Origin of the sequence: Psychrobacillus sp. NPDC093180 (genome assembly GCF_044754065.1) — a bacterium.
Lineage (GTDB): Bacteria > Bacillota > Bacilli > Bacillales_A > Planococcaceae > Psychrobacillus.
Genome location: NZ_JBIVOJ010000004.1, coordinates 1 through 16,664, shown reverse-complemented (window position 1 = coordinate 16,664; position 16,664 = coordinate 1). Strand labels below are relative to the sequence as shown.

Below are 16,664 nucleotides of genomic sequence, written 5' to 3'. Positions count from 1 at the left end.
GACATGGACGTCGCGTTTTTAGTCCCCGTCAATCCTCCACTGATTGTTAGTTGTGTCCCGCACGATGTGGGTCACACAGACGTTGCAAACGCTCTTTTATTTTGCGACGAGCTTTGCGCAGGAGCAACACGATGTTGCGTACATAGTCTGGAATCATTTCATCGGGCGCATGCCAGCAGTTGATCTCCCGCTTATCTTTTCGCTTTTCTTACATCTTGAAGTCGGAGTCTTACTGCCCGTAAATTCAGGATAAATGATTTTCAAATTGGAGGATGTTTTAGGCCATTGTATTATTTATTCTATGCAATTACCTATAATTTGTTGTTCGCTTGTATTTTACTTATAGGGAAGACATGAAAAACCCCTCTAAGCATAATTGTGTCTCCATGCATGCACAGATTTTTTACACAACCTACTTAGAGGGGTAAAACTTGATATATAATGTTCTCTTTTACTTTATACTAATTGATAGATTTTCGTATATTTCTGTTCTAAATAATCTGCCAAGTAATTGCCGTTAAGCCCTTCTCCCGTTGCATCTTTTAGTATTTCAAGCGGTTTTTTCAACGCTCCATATTGATGCACATTTTGAGTAAGCCAGTTTTTGATTGGAGACAGATCGCCTTTTTCAAATAACTCATCAAAATTAAGTATATCTTTTAACATAGCCGCTTTCATTTGAGAAGCATACATATATCCCAGGGCATAGGAAGGGAAATAGCCAAAACTTGCGCCAGCCCAATGTACATCCTGTAAAATACCTTCCGAATCATTAGAAGGACGAATCCCTAAATACTCCTCATATTTTGCATTCCAAATTTCCGGTAAATCTTCTACTTGCAAGTCCCCATTGAACAAGCCTTTTTCAATTTCATAGCGAATCATAATATGCAGCGCGTATGTGAGTTCATCTGCTTCTATTCGAATGAAAGAAGGCTTTACTTCATTAATAGCTCGTAAGAATTCTTCCATCTTAACATCCCAGAATTGCTCTGGTGAATAGCTTTGTAGCTTTTCATAATTCTGCTCCCAGAATTTCGGATTGCGTCCAATAAAGTTTTCATAAAAAAGCGATTGGGATTCATGAATTCCCATAGAAGCACCACCTGCTAAAGGAGTCCCAGTCAAATCTTCGCTAACATTTTGTTCATAAATCGCATGTCCGCATTCATGAATCGTTCCAAAAACAGCGGAACGGAAATCAGACTCATCATATTTTGTAGTGATTCGCACGTCTCCACGATTTAAACCTGTAGCAAAAGGATGTACGGTTTCGTCTAGTCTTCCAGCGTCAAAATCATATCCTAACTGTTTTAAGACATCTAAGCTAAATGCTTCTTGTTTCTGTTTATCAAAATGTTTGAATAAGAAATCTGTTTTCGGCTGGTTCGGAGAATCTGTTATTTTCTTTAATAATGGAACAATTCGGCTTCTTAACTCACCAAATACTTCATCTAAAACGTCCGTCGTCATACCTGGCTCGTATTGGTCTAATAACACATTGTATGGATTATCATTTTTTACTCCCCAATAGTTAACAAACTTCTTTAACGTTGCGACCATTTCTTTTAAGTAAGGCATGAACATTGCCCAATCATTGGTTGCTTTTGCGTCTTCCCATACAGATTCAGATTTAGATTGAAGAATGACAAACTTTTTATATTCCTCTGCGGGAATCTTTTTACTCATATCATATTCTTTCTTCACTTCTTCGTAAGTACGTTTCGTTACAATATCCGCTTGATCAAGGTTTGACTCTACTCCGTCCAATAAACCTTTGAGTTCCTTCGAAGTAGATAAGTTAAACACGTCGGTAGCAAGTATTCCTACAACTTCCGAACGTTGATCAATCCCCTTTTTGGGAGCCCCTGTGCGCATATCCCAATACAAAACCCCTAATGCTTCATTATATGCACCAATCTTTTTCACGTAATCTAAAAACTGTTGTTCCACTGTCATCCCAATTCCCCCTTGTTAGCCACTTTATATTGTTGTTGGCAATATCCCTGTAAAACGACTTTCTAGTTTTGCTTCTTCTTCATTTAATAGAAGATGAATTTCCCCATGGTCACTTGAAGTACGAATCAGACGTCCAATTCCTTGCTGCAGTCGTAATAACATAAACGGTAACTCCACTTCTTCAAACGGATCATTCGAAAACGATCTTTTTGCATCAAATAATGGATCTGCTAATGGGAATGGCAAATCGTAAATAATTACCCGGGTTAGAGCTTCTTGTGGCAAATCAAGCCCTTCCCATAAATGATAGGAACATAATGTTGCATACTCACCATTTTGGAATTCTTTTACAATCGTCGAAAGCTCACGATCCCCTTCAAATACAATATTACCAGAAATGGACGTGTGAGAGCGGAAATGTTCCATCGCTGTTTTTGATTTAAACAATATCAACGTTTGCTGCGTATTTTCTAATAATGCGTCTACTTTCTTCACTTTGTCTTCTTGACTTGTCTTATGAGTATAAATTTTCATTACTTCATCGTAGTCAAAAGGAGATTCAACGGAAAATGATTGGTACTTTTCAATCCCTAAAGAATCTGCAATATACGTAAAATCTTTTTCAATTGATAAAGTTGCAGAAGAGAAAACAATTGGTAATTTAGCTGTAAATAATTTTTCGTGCAAAATATCTGTGACTAAACGTGGCATCACAATTAGTGTTTCGTGTCCGTCAATGATTTCCAGCCACTCAACGCCGTCCCCTTTTTCCGTAAATAAACGTAAAGAGAATGCATATTGCTCCAAAAATTCCTCCACCATACGAAGTTCATATTCAGGAATCGTAAACAACTCGGATTCAAATACAAACTCCTCTAGCAAATCGTCTGTAATTCGAATCGCTTGTTTACACATTTGTATAAGCTCAGGTGTTTTATCGATTTTCATCCGTTCACTTTCTTCTTCCGTGCTGTTTTTTCTTAAAATGCCGAAAATACGGTCATGTGTTTCTTGTTGCACTTCCATTAAATTCAAAGTTTTTTCACGAACTCCATCGACCATCACACGTTCTAATAACTGAATTAGCGTTTCACTTTGTACTTCATACGTCAACGCTTTTTGTGCTGCATACTCAAGTAAATGCCCTTCATCTAACACAATCATCGACACATCTGGTAAAAGTGGCATTTGCCCTTCTCGCACACGAGACTCTTTCGTCCAAATATGCTCCATTAGGAACTCATGCGAACAAATGATTAAATCCGTTGACTCTCGGTAATTTTGACGATGAATCGTTTGACCACATCGATTTCTCAGGTCACAAACTGTACATTGCTGTGTCGGATGATAATTCACCTTTTGCCAGTCCGTATCACTTACACCAGGAAACTGGCTTCGTTCGCCATAAGGATAAATCTTTTGAAGCGAGGAATGCCCATACACAAAATCGGGAATTAGATCTTCAATCTCTTCTATAAAGAAATCATTATCTCCATCCTTTTGCGCTTCCTCTAAACGCTTCATGCATAAATATTGATCGCGTGATTTAGCTAAACGTACATCTATTTTAATATCTAAATAATTTTGAATTTTGAAAATGTCTCCAGCTTCTTTTACTAGCTGCTCGATCAGCGTTTCATCCGCACAAGCGATTAATGCTGGTTTCCCAGTATAGCGTGCGTAAGATATTGCAGGAAGTAAGTAAGCAATCGTTTTGCCTGTACCTACGCCTGCTTCTGCAAATAGTACATTTTTTTCTTTCAATGTTTTTTCGATTTGATAGGCCATGAAAATTTGTTCATCGCGGCATTCAAACCCTTTTTCGGGTAATTCATCGTATAGAACGTCCCCCATCCAATCTCCTAACGACTCGAAGAAAGAACGGTCTTTTGATAATTGAAACGGTAACGCATTTTTCATTGTAAAACTCCCTACTTCCATCAATTTTCCTTCGTATCTAAAATCCAATATGGGAATAACGTAAAAGAAAGGGAGAACCAAGTCTCCCTTACTTTTTAAGAACGTTTACCCCAAAACTGATAGTAATCTGTTCGGATAAAACCATTAAATAATTTCCGCTTTTTCGTTGCTTTTCTTCCATATGCATTTTCAAAGTTTTCCATAGAAGAAAGCATATAAACTGACCACGAAGGATATTGTCCCATCAAATGGCCTAAATCACTAATGACTTGCTCAATTTCTTCGATTTCCCCAATACGTTCACCGTAAGGAGGGTTTCCAATCATAACCCCATCTGTCAACGATGTGGTAAAATCACGTGCTTGCATTTGCTTAAACGTGATTATATCGGCAAAGCCTGATTCAAATGCATTTTGCTCTGCCATTTGAATCATTTTATGGTCGATATCAGATCCAATTATTTGAAGCTCTTGATCATAGTCAGCAAGATCTTCTGCTTCATTGCGTACATCATCCCAGATCGTCTTAGGCATCCAAGACCAAGCTTCACTATGAAAATCACGATTGAAGCCCGGAGCAATATTTTGACCAATCATCGCTGCTTCGATCGGAATCGTTCCAGATCCGCAAAATGGATCGACGAATGGACGATTAGGACTCCACTTGGAAATTTTCACTAGGGCCGCAGCTAACGTTTCTTTTAAAGGAGCTTCCCCTTGATCTTGACGGTAACCACGCTTGTGAAGACCTGCTCCACTCGTATCGATTGTTATTGTCGCAACATCTTTTAAAATACTTATTTCAATTTTATATGTTGCACCAGATTCATCTAAAAATCCAATACGTTTATATGCAAGTTTTAAGCGTTCTACAATTGCTTTTTTCACGATTGCCTGGCAGTCGGGAACACTGAATAACGTAGACTTAACAGATTTCCCTTGTACCGGGAATGCTGCATCTACTGGTAAGAACTTTTCCCACTGTATCGCTTTTGTCCGTTCAAAAAGCTGATCAAATGTTTTTGCAGGGAACTGAGCAGCTACGATTTTCACACGATCAGCGACACGTAGCCATACGTTTGCACGTGCAATAGCACGTTCGTCCCCTTCAAAATATACTTTTCCGTTTTCAGTCGTTGTTTCATATCCTAGTGCTTTTACTTCATCGGCAACGATGGATTCTAATCCCATCGCAGCTGTCGCTACTAATTTAAATGTTGTCATTATATAGTCCTTTCTTGCTTATGGATCTCCCATAGCTCTAAAAAATCCAAAAACGCTGCACTTGATATCGGTTTGCTAAAATAATACCCTTGCACAATATCGCAGCCCATTTCCTTTAAAAGTTTCACTTGATCTTTCGTTTCTGCGCCTTCCGCTATTACCTTTATGTGTAATCGATGCGCCATTAAAATAATGGTATCTACTATCGCTTGCTTATCTTGTAATTCTGTCATCTGTTGAATAAAGCTGCTATCAATTTTTAAATAGTTTAAAGGGAATCTATTTAAATAACTTAAGGATGAATAGCCTGTTCCAAAATCATCGATTGATAGTTTGAATCCCATACGCTTTAGTTTCACTAATTTATGGACAATGCTTTCAGAATCCTCCATCACCGTTCGCTCTGTCAGCTCCAGCTCTAACTGCTGCGGACTACAATTATACTTCGTAAGGATTGTATTTATTCGTTCCATAAAATCATCTTGTTGAAAATGAAGTGCTGCAATATTAATAGAGACTGGTATATGCTGTATACCTCGTGAACGCCAATCGACTATATCCATGCATACTTTTTCTAAAATAACTTCACTAATTGGAATGATTAACCCAGTATCCTCCGCAAACGGGATAAACTCTGCTGGTGACACAACGCCTAGTGTATCATTTGACCACCTAACGAGTGCCTCCACTCCAATTATTTGGTTCGTATCTAAAGACACTTTCGGCTGGTAATGGATAACAAACGCTTTTTGTTGAATCGCTTTTCTCAGTTCTGATTCTAACAAAAGTAATCGCTCTGCATCTGTCTGTAATTCATCAAAGTAAAACGAATATTGATTTCGTCCGTTTTGTTTGGCAAAATACATCGCTTTATCCGCTTTTTGTATAAGTGTTTCTACTTCTACTCCATCTTGCGGATAAAAACTAATTCCTATACTTGATGTAATGTAAATTTCTCTTCCATTTATATAAAAAGGCTTATTTAGTAACTTATTTAGCTTATCTGCGAAGTGTACAGCCTCTTTTTGAAAGTTCAAATCGGTAATCGTAACTAAAAATTCATCTCCCCCGTATCTAGAGACTAAATCGTTAGCCCGAACAATGGAATTTATTCGATCGGCGACTTCTGTTAATAGGAAGTCCCCTACTTCATTTCCCAATGTTTCATTTATTTGTTTAAAGCGATCTAAATCTACTACTAGCATCGCATGTTCACTGTTTTCCGTTGATTTTGCGATCAAATCTTCTAGTTGTTCATAGAATGTGTGTCTATTCATCGTATTCGTCAATGAATCAGTAAACGTCAATTCTTCTATTTCTTTTTCGATTACTTTATTATGTGATATATCAGAAAAAACGCCAAAATAGTTTGTTACTATCCCTTCTTCATTAACGATTGTATGTATCGTTAAACGTTCCGGATAGATTTCTCCATTTTTGCGTCTGTTCCAAATTTCCCCTTGCCATGAACCTTTCATTCTTATGTCTTTCCACATGTTTTTATAAAAGCTGGCATCTTGTTTTCCAGATTGGAGTATGCGGGGTGTTTTTCCTTTTACTTCTTGCAATGTGTATCCTGTCAATGATTCGAAGGCAGTGTTGACAAGTGAAATAGTCATCTTATCGTCTGTAATCATGATGCCTTCCTTGGTGGAGTGCAATATTTGATCAATGACCTTATCTGGCAAAGATGAAAATTTTTCAGCTGATAGTTGTTTCACTTAAGTACACCTGCCTTTTTATCAAAATAAGATACCGCTAATTTTCTTATGTAGAACAGAAAAGCTCTCCTAGATTGGAGAGCTTTGTAATTATTAAGTATAAGCCACTCATACACCCAATAAGCCATGTTTTGTTTCTACGGTACTCAAACGGTGCCTTACCTCGTACGATGTAGATGGCAATCATCTATCTACGAAAATTACTTCTCGTTCTTCTATCCGTTCATTTCCTTCAAGAAAATTCCCCTACCATAATTTGGGTTTCTCACTCGTGGGGTTTACCTCGTTCCACCTGTAAAGTTTCCAATACAGCTTCGTCACTGTGGCACTTTCAGAGATTGTCAGCCATATCCTAAGACTTAGGCCTTCATCCCGCCGTCAGCTAAATTAGCTGCCTTAGTTTATTTTTTCACTAAGCACGAACACTACATTCATCTCAGAATTGTGTGAGCATGGACTTTCCTCTACAATGATCTAGCATTGCAGCGATTGCCCGGATATATAAGTGGTATACCTAGTATATACGATGTGCTTGTTAGATTCAATCGATGTGAATAAATATAATTATTCGTACAATTTACTGCCGAATACATGCTTTTCTAAATGAGAAAGTCTTTTTAATATATCAAAGTTCGTCGCTCCTGCTTGAGGTGCTGGCGCCGTTCTTTTAGGTGCTTCTGCAAGTTCCTCTTTCAGTTGGTTAATCTCTGATTGTAGTTGGGCAATTTTCTTTTCAAATGCCTCATAATCTTGAATGATATCGTCTAAAAAAATATCAACTTCTTCTTGGTTGTAGCCTCTTAAGCCCGTTTTAAATTCTTTTTCAAGTATATCTGAAGTCTTTAACTTTGTTTCCATATGGTATCTTCCTTCCGTCAGTTCACTTAATCGTATTATAGCATAGTGATGTCGAATAAAGGAGCATTTTAAGACTGGAAAACTCGCTTTTTGTTAGGTTGTGCGCTTTCCCGGGAAATAGTTAATTTCCGAATTATTCTCGCTTCTCTCTTTTGTAGGTCCTCATGCAGGCGTAATTGCTGTTTTTCACTTACCACATCTAGTGTTTTCGCTAGATAATCTGCACATTCCCTCGTCATCTCTAATGCCTTCTCTAAATATTTTAGCTGATGTTCGTAAAGTTTTGCTAGTTCCATATAAACATCGATACGATATTTCCCAACTATTTCTGTTAAGGATGCGTGAAATGCTTTGAGACTTTCATCGAATAAATGCTTTCTTTTCAGGTGCAGGCCGACGTAATAATAAGCAATACTTACTTCATCGTCTGCGAACTTTTCAATAACAAACTGGAACCAATCCTGACTAGCATCCACCGATTTTAAATCACGAAACCATTTCCCAATATTCGTATACGTGACAGAAGACTCTACTACTCTATCTTCTTTTAATAACTTCACAGATAAAATATATAAAGTTACCAATGATAAAATATCCCACTCATTATGCTTTAACACTTTCATCAAGTTTGCGGGATCCCCATGTTTCACCGCATCGAAATAAATGATAGGTGCAAGATGACCAGGGATATCATTTTCCCTGACAAAGCCTAGCTTTTGTTCTTCTAACTGCTTTAACTTAAATCGCTCTAAATCACCTTTCCAAATTCTTTTAGAGGAGTGCATTAAATCAATGTGCTGATGCTCCTGTAGCGGAGGAATGGTATTTCGGTTCATCGTCCATCTTGATACAAGTTGTGGGAAATCGAAACTTTTCCCATTGTATGTAATGATGGACTGCGACGTTTTCCAAAACTCAGAAGCCAATAAAAACGAAGCCTCTTGACCCGGTTCCGCTAGCACATACTGCGTTAACAAAAAGCCATTTTCCACTTGCTTTAACAAACCATTTAAAAAAATGAGTACACCTGTCCCTTTCAATCCTGTTGTTTCTGTATCGTAAAAACAAAAAGGGGTACCAGGCGCTAGAGTAAGTGGATGATCAGGATACTTTTCCTGCATGAACGTTATTGCTTCATGCAATTGATGTAGCCCAATGTTTCCATGTATATGCGACTGCTCATAAAAAGTTTCTTTCACAAACAAAAAACCTTTTTCATTTTGGATTAGTTTTAGTCCTGCTGTTTTCCATTGTTCCGTATAAAAAGGAAGTGTTGGTATATGCACTTCCTTTTTAGGCTCTTCATTTAATGGTTTCTTTTTTACAAGACCTTTCATTTGCATTAGTTTTTTTTCATATGACATGCTCTTCCACCTGCAATAAATGAAATAATTTGATCACTTCTTTTTTTAGATTTAACTCTGCGTCTTGGGCACCAATACATGCGGGGCAACCATTTGAACATGGGCAAGCCTCTACTTGCTCCGTCACTTTTGGAACTAAAGCATTCCATAAATCAAACATTCTTTCCGACAAACCTATTCCACCAGGATAGCTATCGTATATATAAAAAGTTGGTTTCTCTACATTAACAGATTTTACTTGTGGTACAACATGAATATCCTTTGCATCACAATGGATAAACAACGGAATAAATGCATGCAGCGCATAAGCAACCCCAGTCATCGCATCCGATAATAACGTATCTGTCCAATCACTAGGCTTGTCAAAACTAAACCAAGTCGAAGATGTATGCAATTCAAGTGGAGGTAAATGAATTTGCCCAGAGCCGATATTGTCATGCGTATCAAACTTTATCTTTTTGAATATCGTCGGCTGTGCTAAGACGATAATATCGCCAAATCGCAACGTTCCAATATTCGCTTCTCTTTCCTTATCTTCACTTAACACTTTTAACTCTACTGCAATATTGGCATCTGTGAAATAATCCACATCCACTTCTTTCACAAATGCTTTCTTTTCTTCCCAATCGAGTATCTCCACTTGAAACTGAGTCCCTTGATGCAAGTATATCGCTTCTTCATGGAGTAAAGTCATGGCACTATATAAATCCATTTCTCCGATCACTCTCGTTTTAGTTGGGATCGTTTGGTCTATAATAATAACGTTTTCCTGGGAAGCAGAACGCAAGCTAATATTACTTGCAGGAAAGCTTTCCGACATCCAATGCCATTTATCGGATGTTCGCAATAAAACCCCTTCGCTTTCTAAATAAGCGAGCAGTTCTTGAATCGAAAACTCTGCATAGGAATCCAGCGTTGTAAAAGGAAGCTCAAATGCTGCACATTTTAAATGATCCATTAAAATAATCATATTATCAGGATGAATACGTACTTCTTCAGGAGACTGACCTAGAAAATATGCCGGATTTTTCACCACGTATTGATCGAGAGCAGTTGACTGAGCTACATATATAATAAGCGCCTCGTCTTGTCTTCTTCCTGCACGTCCAGCTTGCTGCCAAGCACTCGCAATATTTCCCGGGTAACCTGTCATAATACATGCCTGCAGCTGGCCAATATCGACACCAAGCTCAAGCGCATTTGTACTAACTACAGTTCGAATAATGCCGTCTCGTAAACCTTTCTCAATGGTCCTTCTTTCAGAAGGCAAGTAACCACCTCTATAGCCACGAATCGTTTGGTCATTAATCTTTTTGCTAACTAACGCCTGTAAATAAGTAACAAGCATCTCCACGCGGACGCGACTTTTCGCAAATACAATTGTTTGAATACCATTTATATACAATTCCTGCGCGATATCTCGCACTTCTAAAATGGCGCTTCGCCGAACATTAAATACAGGATGAACAATTGGTGGATTGTAAAAGACAAAATATTTTTTTCCAGATGGTGCTCCATTTTGATCAATTAATTCATGGGTTGTATTCGTTAGGCTTTCGGCTAATTCTTTTGGATTTTTAATCGTTGCGGAAGTACATATAAATTGCGGATTGCTTCCGTAAAACGCACATATCCTTTTTAATCGTCGTATAACATGTGCCACATGACTTCCAAATACACCTTTATATGTATGAATTTCATCAATCACAATATATTTTAGGTTTTCAAAAAGGGAGACCCATTTAGTATGATGAGGCAAAATCCCCGAATGAAGCATATCAGGATTGGTTAAAACGATATGACCTGATTTACGTACTTTTTGTCGAATCCCAGGCTCCGTATCTCCATCATACGTAAAGCTTAATATTTCTTCCCCGCTTGCTTTAATCAGATCATTTAAATCACTTTTCTGGTCTTGAGCTAATGCTTTTGTTGGAAATAAATAAATAGCGCGCGAGGTTGGGTCTTCTAATATCGATTGAAGAACCGGCAGATGGTAACAAAGCGACTTTCCGGAGGCGGTTGGGGTTATAGTTGTATAGGATTTCTTTGCTGCTGCCGCATCAAACGCTAGCCGTTGATGGAGATATAATTGTTCTACCCCGCGGCTCTTTAATGCTTTTTGAATGGATGGATGCATGTTTGCAGGAAATGGAGCATATATTGCTTCTTTCTCTTCTGTTACATGAATATGCTCGATTCTAGAAGACCTATTCGCATCGACTTTCCAGTCATCTAGCAATTCCTGTATGCTTTTATTCGCTCGCATGCTCATCCCCCACTTCCTTGATCGCATGAATGATTGTTTCTAATGTATATTTGGATGAATGAATCGATTTTAAAAATCGTTTCTTACTTGTCCCTTTATAATACGATTGAACGATGAATTGCTTCATGGATTCAAGTAAAGAGTCAATCTGACTTGGATGCACATATTTTGGACGCTTCACTTGAATCCATGTTCGAACGAGTTTTTCCCATTCGAGCAATAATTCATCTAGTTGATAGGCATGTGGTTTTACATCATTAAAAAAATCTGGTTCTTTATCTTCTTCTCTATAAAATTGAAAACGTAATATGCTTTCATCACATTCTTTTAGTAATTGTTCAGTTAAACGCAATAACGACATTATAATCCCCCGCATTCTAGTAATAGTGTACCAAATTATAGCTCATATTACTAGTTGCAAACGAACGTACATTCCTTATAATTGGTTCTCGATTTTTTCTAATTTCCCAAGCAATCGAAAGGATGATTTACTAAAGTCTTTTTCAAACTGATCTTGTTCATCACTTAGCCGGTCTTCCAGTAAAAATTCTAATAGCTCCAATTGGTCAATAATACGTTCGATTTTGTTCATGTTTGTTACCTCCCTTTTTAGAGTATGTTCCCTCTTTTTTTAGAAATCCCTTCCCACTCGACAAACGTTCTTTCCAATGGACAAAACTAGTAGAATGTCGACAAGTTCTTGCAGAATCATAGCTTTGCGCCTTACAGGTGCCAACTGTGCTATCCCGTGAATGGGTCTTATGATAGCGGCTTTTGCACCAAATGCTCTACGACAAATTTATTCGAGCTATTTAGAAGAATTAGTTGCTTTCACCAGCAATTTGGTTGCTCTTGTGCTGGTTTAATTGCTCTCAGGTAAGAACTGGTTGCTTAGGATGATTAGTTAGTTGCCCTAAGCCATTTACTGGATATACGTAACGAAAAAACACGAATAAGGCGATACTGAGTAAACAAGCAATTTATTTTATTTCGTAGCGGGTGGCACTCTTACACGCAAGCGGTGAAGGCTCATCTCGTAGAAAGCGTTCTATAGTAGCAAAAACGTTACAACACACTATTCCTACAGTACCCAGAAAAACTTAGAATACACAGTGAAACTAAATAGAATCGATTGGCGTCTAATTATCTTGTGTTGGTCAACAACCCCTTCATTTGGCGATTAAGAGTGGAGTCTTATCACCTAAAAGTGATAAACTAATAGTATAGAGAGGTGAATATCTTGGCTATTCGTTATCCAAACGGGAAACTATACACGCCCAAAAAGGAAACTGAAACTAAAAAAAGAAAAGATTATTCCTTTAGTAATAGGGGTAAAACATTAGAAGATGAAATCAGCGATGCAAATGAATACTATCTCGTTCATGAAATCGCAGTCATTTATAAAAAACCAATACCGATACAAGTCGTGAAAGTCGATTATCCAAGCAGAAGTAGCGCCGTTATTAAAGAAGCTTACTATCGAACTCCATCTACAACCGACTTTAATGGTGTTTTTGAAGGGAAATATATTGACTTTGAAGCAAAAGAAACGGAAAATAGAACAGCATTTCCTTTAAAAAACGTCCATCTTCATCAAGTCGAACATATGAGTAAAGTAGTGAAGCAGCAAGGTATCAGTTTTTTACTCGTGCGTTTTTCTGCAGTTGACCGTTATTTTTATTTACCTTTTGACCAATTAAAGGAATATTGGGATAGAATGCTAGCGGGAGGTAGAAAGTCTATTGCTTTAGCGGAATTCGAGGAACATGCAATAGAAATAATACCCAAATATGCACCTAGGATTGATTATTTAAAAATAGTTAATGACTTACATGCATAAAGTGAAAGTGAGGAGAAGTTTATGAGTGAGCAAAGACAAACTCGTGAACAAAGAAGAAAGCAATTACAACAAAAGAAGAAAAAAACGTCCAATACACCAGCTAAGCTCTGGATTAAACGAATATTATTAGCAATAGTCGCAGTGGGTATCGTAGGTCTTATTGCGGGAGGATCACTTTTTGCTTATTACGCGAGCTCAGCTCCTAAATTAGATGAAAGTTCATTAAAAGATCCAATTAGTCCTAAACTGTTAGATGCCAACGGAGAGCTATTTGCGACACTTGGCGCAGAAAATAGAGAATATGTACCTTTCGATGAGATACCTCAACAAATGCATGATGCAATCATCGCTACCGAGGATTCCCGTTTTTACGAACATTTTGGGGTAGATTTTTTACGGTTAGGTAAAGCAGTACTTGCCAATATCACCCATGGTTTTGGTGAACAAGGAGCTAGTACTATTACGCAACAAGTAATCAAAAACTCTTTTTTAACAAATGAAAAAACGTTAAAACGTAAAGCGCAAGAAGCATATTTATCAGTTCAATTAGAACGTAAATATGAAAAAGAAGAAATCTTTGAAATGTATTTTAATAAAGTACTCATGTCCGGAAGAGTTTACGGATACGGAACAGCTGCCAAGTATTTTTATGGGAAAGAGCTAAAGGATTTATCATTAGATCAGTACGCAGTTTTAGCAGGTATTTCGCAACGGCCAAATGCATATAATCCGTTTAAAAATCCTGACCTTGCTGAAAAACGTAGAAATACAGTGCTACATTTAATGAACTTGCACGGCAAAATAACAGATGAAGAAATGAAAACTGCACAAGCAATACCAATAGAGGATTCTTTACTTCCAGAGGAAGAACGTATAGCAAAACAAAACACAAAATATGATGCATTTATTGATGTCGTTTTAGATGAATTAGAAAAACATGGAGATGGTGATACCATTTCAGAAGGAATTACTATTCATACAACACTTCAACCAAATGCTCAAAAACAAGTGGAAGACACATTAAATTCTGATATGTTCCCTACGGAAGATATACAATCAGCTGTGGCTGTTATTGATACGAAAACAGGTGCAATTGCAGCAGTAGGCGGCGGCCGTAATTACGGGGTAGAACGTGGCTATAACTACGCATATGATATGAAAGTTAGATCCCCAGGTTCAACTATTAAGCCGTTGCTCGATTATGGACCAGCGGTTGAATTTTTAAATTGGTCTACCGGTCAAACGATTGTAGATGAACCAATGAAGTATACAGGTACGGAACAAAATATACGTAACTTTGATGGGAAATATAAAGGTGCGATGACTATGCGTGAAGCACTTTATAACTCTCGAAATGTTCCTGCCGTGAAAACTTTAAAAGAAGTCGGCACGAAAAATGCGAAAGAGTTTATCAATCGTTTTGGAATCGATTTAGGAGAAGTGCATGAAAGTTCTGCAATTGGCGGCATTGATAAACCGATGTCCCCTGTTCAAATGGCTGGCGCATACGCAGCATTCGGTAACGGCGGTGTTCATACAGAACCTTATGCGATCAACAAAATTGTCTATCGAGACGGAAAAACTGAAAAAGATTACCGTCCAAAATCAAATGCGGTTATGAAAGATTCTACTGCATATATCGTAACAGACGTTTTACGTGATGTATTAACAAAAGGAACAGCTAAAACTGCAGCAATAAGTGGTTTAGATATTGCCGGTAAGTCAGGTACTTCTAACTATGACTCTAACCAAATGAAAGAATGGGATTTACCAAGCAGTGCATTTCCAGATGTTTGGTTCGCTGGTTATACAACTAACTACTCGATTGCAGTTTGGTCTGGTTATCCAGAAATGAAAACACCGATGACAACAAATGAAGAACGTTATTTGCCACAAAAGATTTTCAAGAAAGTAATGGCGAATATTTCAGAAGACAAAAATACAGAGAAGTTTAGTAAGCCAAATTCAGTTGTCGAAGCGACAATCGAAAAAGGTACGAATCCACTTCAATTAGCAAGTGAATATACGCCAGATGAATTAAAAAGAACTGAGTTATTTGTAAAAGGCACAGAACCAACAACAGTGTCCGAAGAATACGAACAATTAGAGCTAAGTGCACCAACCAATTTATCCGTTGATTTAGACGAAACTGCATTAACCGCAACATTAATGTGGGACTTCGAACAACCTGAAGATGCAGAACAAGAAGTACAATTTGAAGTATCCGTAGCAGTTGATAACGGTCCTTCAGAAATCCTACAAACAACCAATCAAACAGGGTTAATTGTACAAAGTCTCATCCCAGGAAGCACGTATGTATTCTCTGTAACAGCAGTTTCTGGTGAAGTAAGAAGTGAACCTGCTTCCGTTTCGCTTACACTAGAAGGATATGAAGAGGAGAACATGGAAGAAGAACCTCCTGCTGAAACCGATGAAGATGAGAATTCCGGCGATTGGTGGAATAACAACGGAAACGGTAACAATAACAACGGAAATAACAACGGCAATGGAAATAATAACGGCGGCAATTGGAACAATAATGGCAATAACAATAACAATGGAAATTGGAACAATAATGGTAACAATAATAACAACGGAAATAATAACGGAAGTGGCAACAATAGTGGCAATGAAAGCAATGACACTTCCGATGGAGATGTAAATCCAGATGACTCTACGAATCCGGATGGCACTAATGGCGGCGAAGAGAATTCTAGCTCAACTCCATAATATTGAAAAAGAGCAATCCATCGTTGGATTGCTCTTTTTTTTTGATAGTATGGATAAAATTCCTGAATAGTTCTCACTGATATAGTGGTTGGTTGCTCTGACGTGGTAATTGGTTGCTTTCATGGATGGACTGGTTGCTTTCGCGAGGAGGTTGATTGCTCTCATCAGTAAACTGGTTACTCTGACGATATGATTGGTTGCTCTTTGCCAGATATTTACTCTGCGACTCGCTATTCGAGCTTAAGTTTGTTGGATTATGACATGGTTGCTCTCGCATGGTAATTGGTTGCTTTCATGGATGGACTGGTTGCTTTCGCGAGGAGGTTGATTGCTCTCATCAGTAAACTGGTTGCTCTGACGATATGATTGGTTGCTCTTTGCCAGATATTTACTCTGCGACTCGCTATTCGAGCTTAGGTTTGTTGGATTATGAGATGGTTGCTCTCGCTTGGTAATTGGTTGCTTTCATGGATGGACTGGTTGCTTTCGCGAGGAGGTTGATTGCTCTCATCAGTAAACTAGTTGCTCTTAGGATAGAATTGGTTGCTCTTTGCCAGATATTTACTCTACGACTCGCTACTCGAGTTTAGGTTTGTTGAATTTTGAGATGGTTGCTCTATACCATATATTTACTACGTTGTTATTCACCAATACTTGATTTTCTTAAGTTTGATAATAGTCTCCCAATAGAGTAGGCGCATGAAAATTAATTCATGCGCCTCTCGCAGATCCGTACGTGCGGGTCATCGCATACGGCTCCTCCATGCTTATCCCCTTTGG

General features: G+C 38.0%; 11 protein-coding genes and 1 other RNA gene. 2 read left to right on the top strand and 10 right to left on the bottom strand.

Translation table 11 applies throughout. The annotated features are described in order from the left end of the window. Positions 1 to 456 precede the first annotated feature (456 nt). The 10 genes from ACIP9W_RS07195 to ACIP9W_RS07150 form a co-directional block, all read right to left on the bottom strand. On the bottom strand, positions 457 to 1,959 hold the full coding sequence (locus ACIP9W_RS07195) for a carboxypeptidase M32 (RefSeq protein WP_400787676.1): 1,503 nt from the start codon (positions 1,957 to 1,959) through the stop codon (positions 457 to 459). Between the two features lie 24 nt (positions 1,960 to 1,983). Next, positions 1,984 to 3,879: an ATP-dependent DNA helicase gene (locus ACIP9W_RS07190; protein WP_400787673.1), complete on the bottom strand. Its 1,896-nt coding sequence runs from the start codon at positions 3,877 to 3,879 to the stop codon at positions 1,984 to 1,986. Between the two features lie 95 nt (positions 3,880 to 3,974). After that, positions 3,975 to 5,102, bottom strand: coding sequence for a THUMP domain-containing class I SAM-dependent RNA methyltransferase (locus tag ACIP9W_RS07185; protein WP_400787670.1), 1,128 nt, complete (start codon positions 5,100 to 5,102; stop codon positions 3,975 to 3,977). Continuing rightward, positions 5,102 to 6,823, bottom strand: coding sequence for a putative bifunctional diguanylate cyclase/phosphodiesterase (locus ACIP9W_RS07180; protein WP_400787668.1), 1,722 nt, complete (start codon positions 6,821 to 6,823; stop codon positions 5,102 to 5,104). The genes ACIP9W_RS07185 and ACIP9W_RS07180 overlap by 1 nt, the downstream gene beginning before the upstream one ends. 115 nt (positions 6,824 to 6,938) lie before the next feature. Then, positions 6,939 to 7,324, bottom strand: an RNA gene (gene rnpB / locus ACIP9W_RS07175) — RNase P RNA component class B. Between the two features lie 63 nt (positions 7,325 to 7,387). Next, complete coding sequence (gpsB, locus tag ACIP9W_RS07170; protein ID WP_282245845.1) at positions 7,388 to 7,681, bottom strand: cell division regulator GpsB; 294 nt, start codon at positions 7,679 to 7,681, stop codon at positions 7,388 to 7,390. A gap of 68 nt (positions 7,682 to 7,749) precedes the next feature. Then, positions 7,750 to 9,045, bottom strand: a complete 1,296-nt coding sequence (locus ACIP9W_RS07165; RefSeq protein ID WP_400787665.1) for a ribonuclease H-like domain-containing protein — start codon at positions 9,043 to 9,045, stop codon at positions 7,750 to 7,752. Next, positions 9,035 to 11,314, bottom strand: coding sequence for a DEAD/DEAH box helicase (locus ACIP9W_RS07160; RefSeq protein ID WP_400787662.1), 2,280 nt, complete (start codon positions 11,312 to 11,314; stop codon positions 9,035 to 9,037). The genes ACIP9W_RS07165 and ACIP9W_RS07160 overlap by 11 nt, the downstream gene beginning before the upstream one ends. Next, positions 11,301 to 11,675 (bottom strand): YppE family protein, encoded by a 375-nt coding sequence (locus ACIP9W_RS07155; RefSeq protein ID WP_400787659.1) that lies wholly within the window; start codon positions 11,673 to 11,675, stop codon positions 11,301 to 11,303. The genes ACIP9W_RS07160 and ACIP9W_RS07155 overlap by 14 nt, the downstream gene beginning before the upstream one ends. A 75-nt stretch (positions 11,676 to 11,750) precedes the next feature. Next, positions 11,751 to 11,906 (bottom strand): hypothetical protein, encoded by a 156-nt coding sequence (locus ACIP9W_RS07150; RefSeq protein ID WP_170206427.1) that lies wholly within the window; start codon positions 11,904 to 11,906, stop codon positions 11,751 to 11,753. A gap of 648 nt (positions 11,907 to 12,554) precedes the next feature. Here ACIP9W_RS07150 and recU point away from each other — a divergent pair. Together recU and ACIP9W_RS07140 are read left to right on the top strand one after the other, a co-directional pair. Then, positions 12,555 to 13,154, top strand: coding sequence for a Holliday junction resolvase RecU (gene recU, locus ACIP9W_RS07145; protein ID WP_142537179.1), 600 nt, complete (start codon positions 12,555 to 12,557; stop codon positions 13,152 to 13,154). A 21-nt stretch (positions 13,155 to 13,175) separates the two neighbouring features. Beyond that, a complete protein-coding gene (locus ACIP9W_RS07140) occupies positions 13,176 to 15,884 on the top strand; it encodes a PBP1A family penicillin-binding protein (protein WP_400787655.1) in 2,709 nt (902 codons plus the stop codon). Positions 15,885 to 16,664 lie beyond the last annotated feature (780 nt).

What these genes read in the sequence shown, in the direction of transcription:
- ACIP9W_RS07190 (WP_400787673.1), bottom strand. Translation starts at nt 3,879, where the DNA reads ATGAAAAATGCGTTACCGTTTCAATTATCAAAAGACCGTTCTTTCTTC.
- ACIP9W_RS07160 (WP_400787662.1), bottom strand. Translation starts at nt 11,314, where the DNA reads ATGCGAGCGAATAAAAGCATACAGGAATTGCTAGATGACTGGAAAGTC.
- ACIP9W_RS07150 (WP_170206427.1), bottom strand. Translation starts at nt 11,906, where the DNA reads ATGAACAAAATCGAACGTATTATTGACCAATTGGAGCTATTAGAATTT.
- ACIP9W_RS07195 (WP_400787676.1), bottom strand. Translation starts at nt 1,959, where the DNA reads ATGACAGTGGAACAACAGTTTTTAGATTACGTGAAAAAGATTGGTGCA.
- ACIP9W_RS07140 (WP_400787655.1), top strand. Translation starts at nt 13,176, where the DNA reads ATGAGTGAGCAAAGACAAACTCGTGAACAAAGAAGAAAGCAATTACAA.
- ACIP9W_RS07185 (WP_400787670.1), bottom strand. Translation starts at nt 5,102, where the DNA reads ATGACAACATTTAAATTAGTAGCGACAGCTGCGATGGGATTAGAATCC.
- gpsB (WP_282245845.1), bottom strand. Translation starts at nt 7,681, where the DNA reads ATGGAAACAAAGTTAAAGACTTCAGATATACTTGAAAAAGAATTTAAA.
- ACIP9W_RS07165 (WP_400787665.1), bottom strand. Translation starts at nt 9,045, where the DNA reads ATGTCATATGAAAAAAAACTAATGCAAATGAAAGGTCTTGTAAAAAAG.
- ACIP9W_RS07155 (WP_400787659.1), bottom strand. Translation starts at nt 11,675, where the DNA reads ATGTCGTTATTGCGTTTAACTGAACAATTACTAAAAGAATGTGATGAA.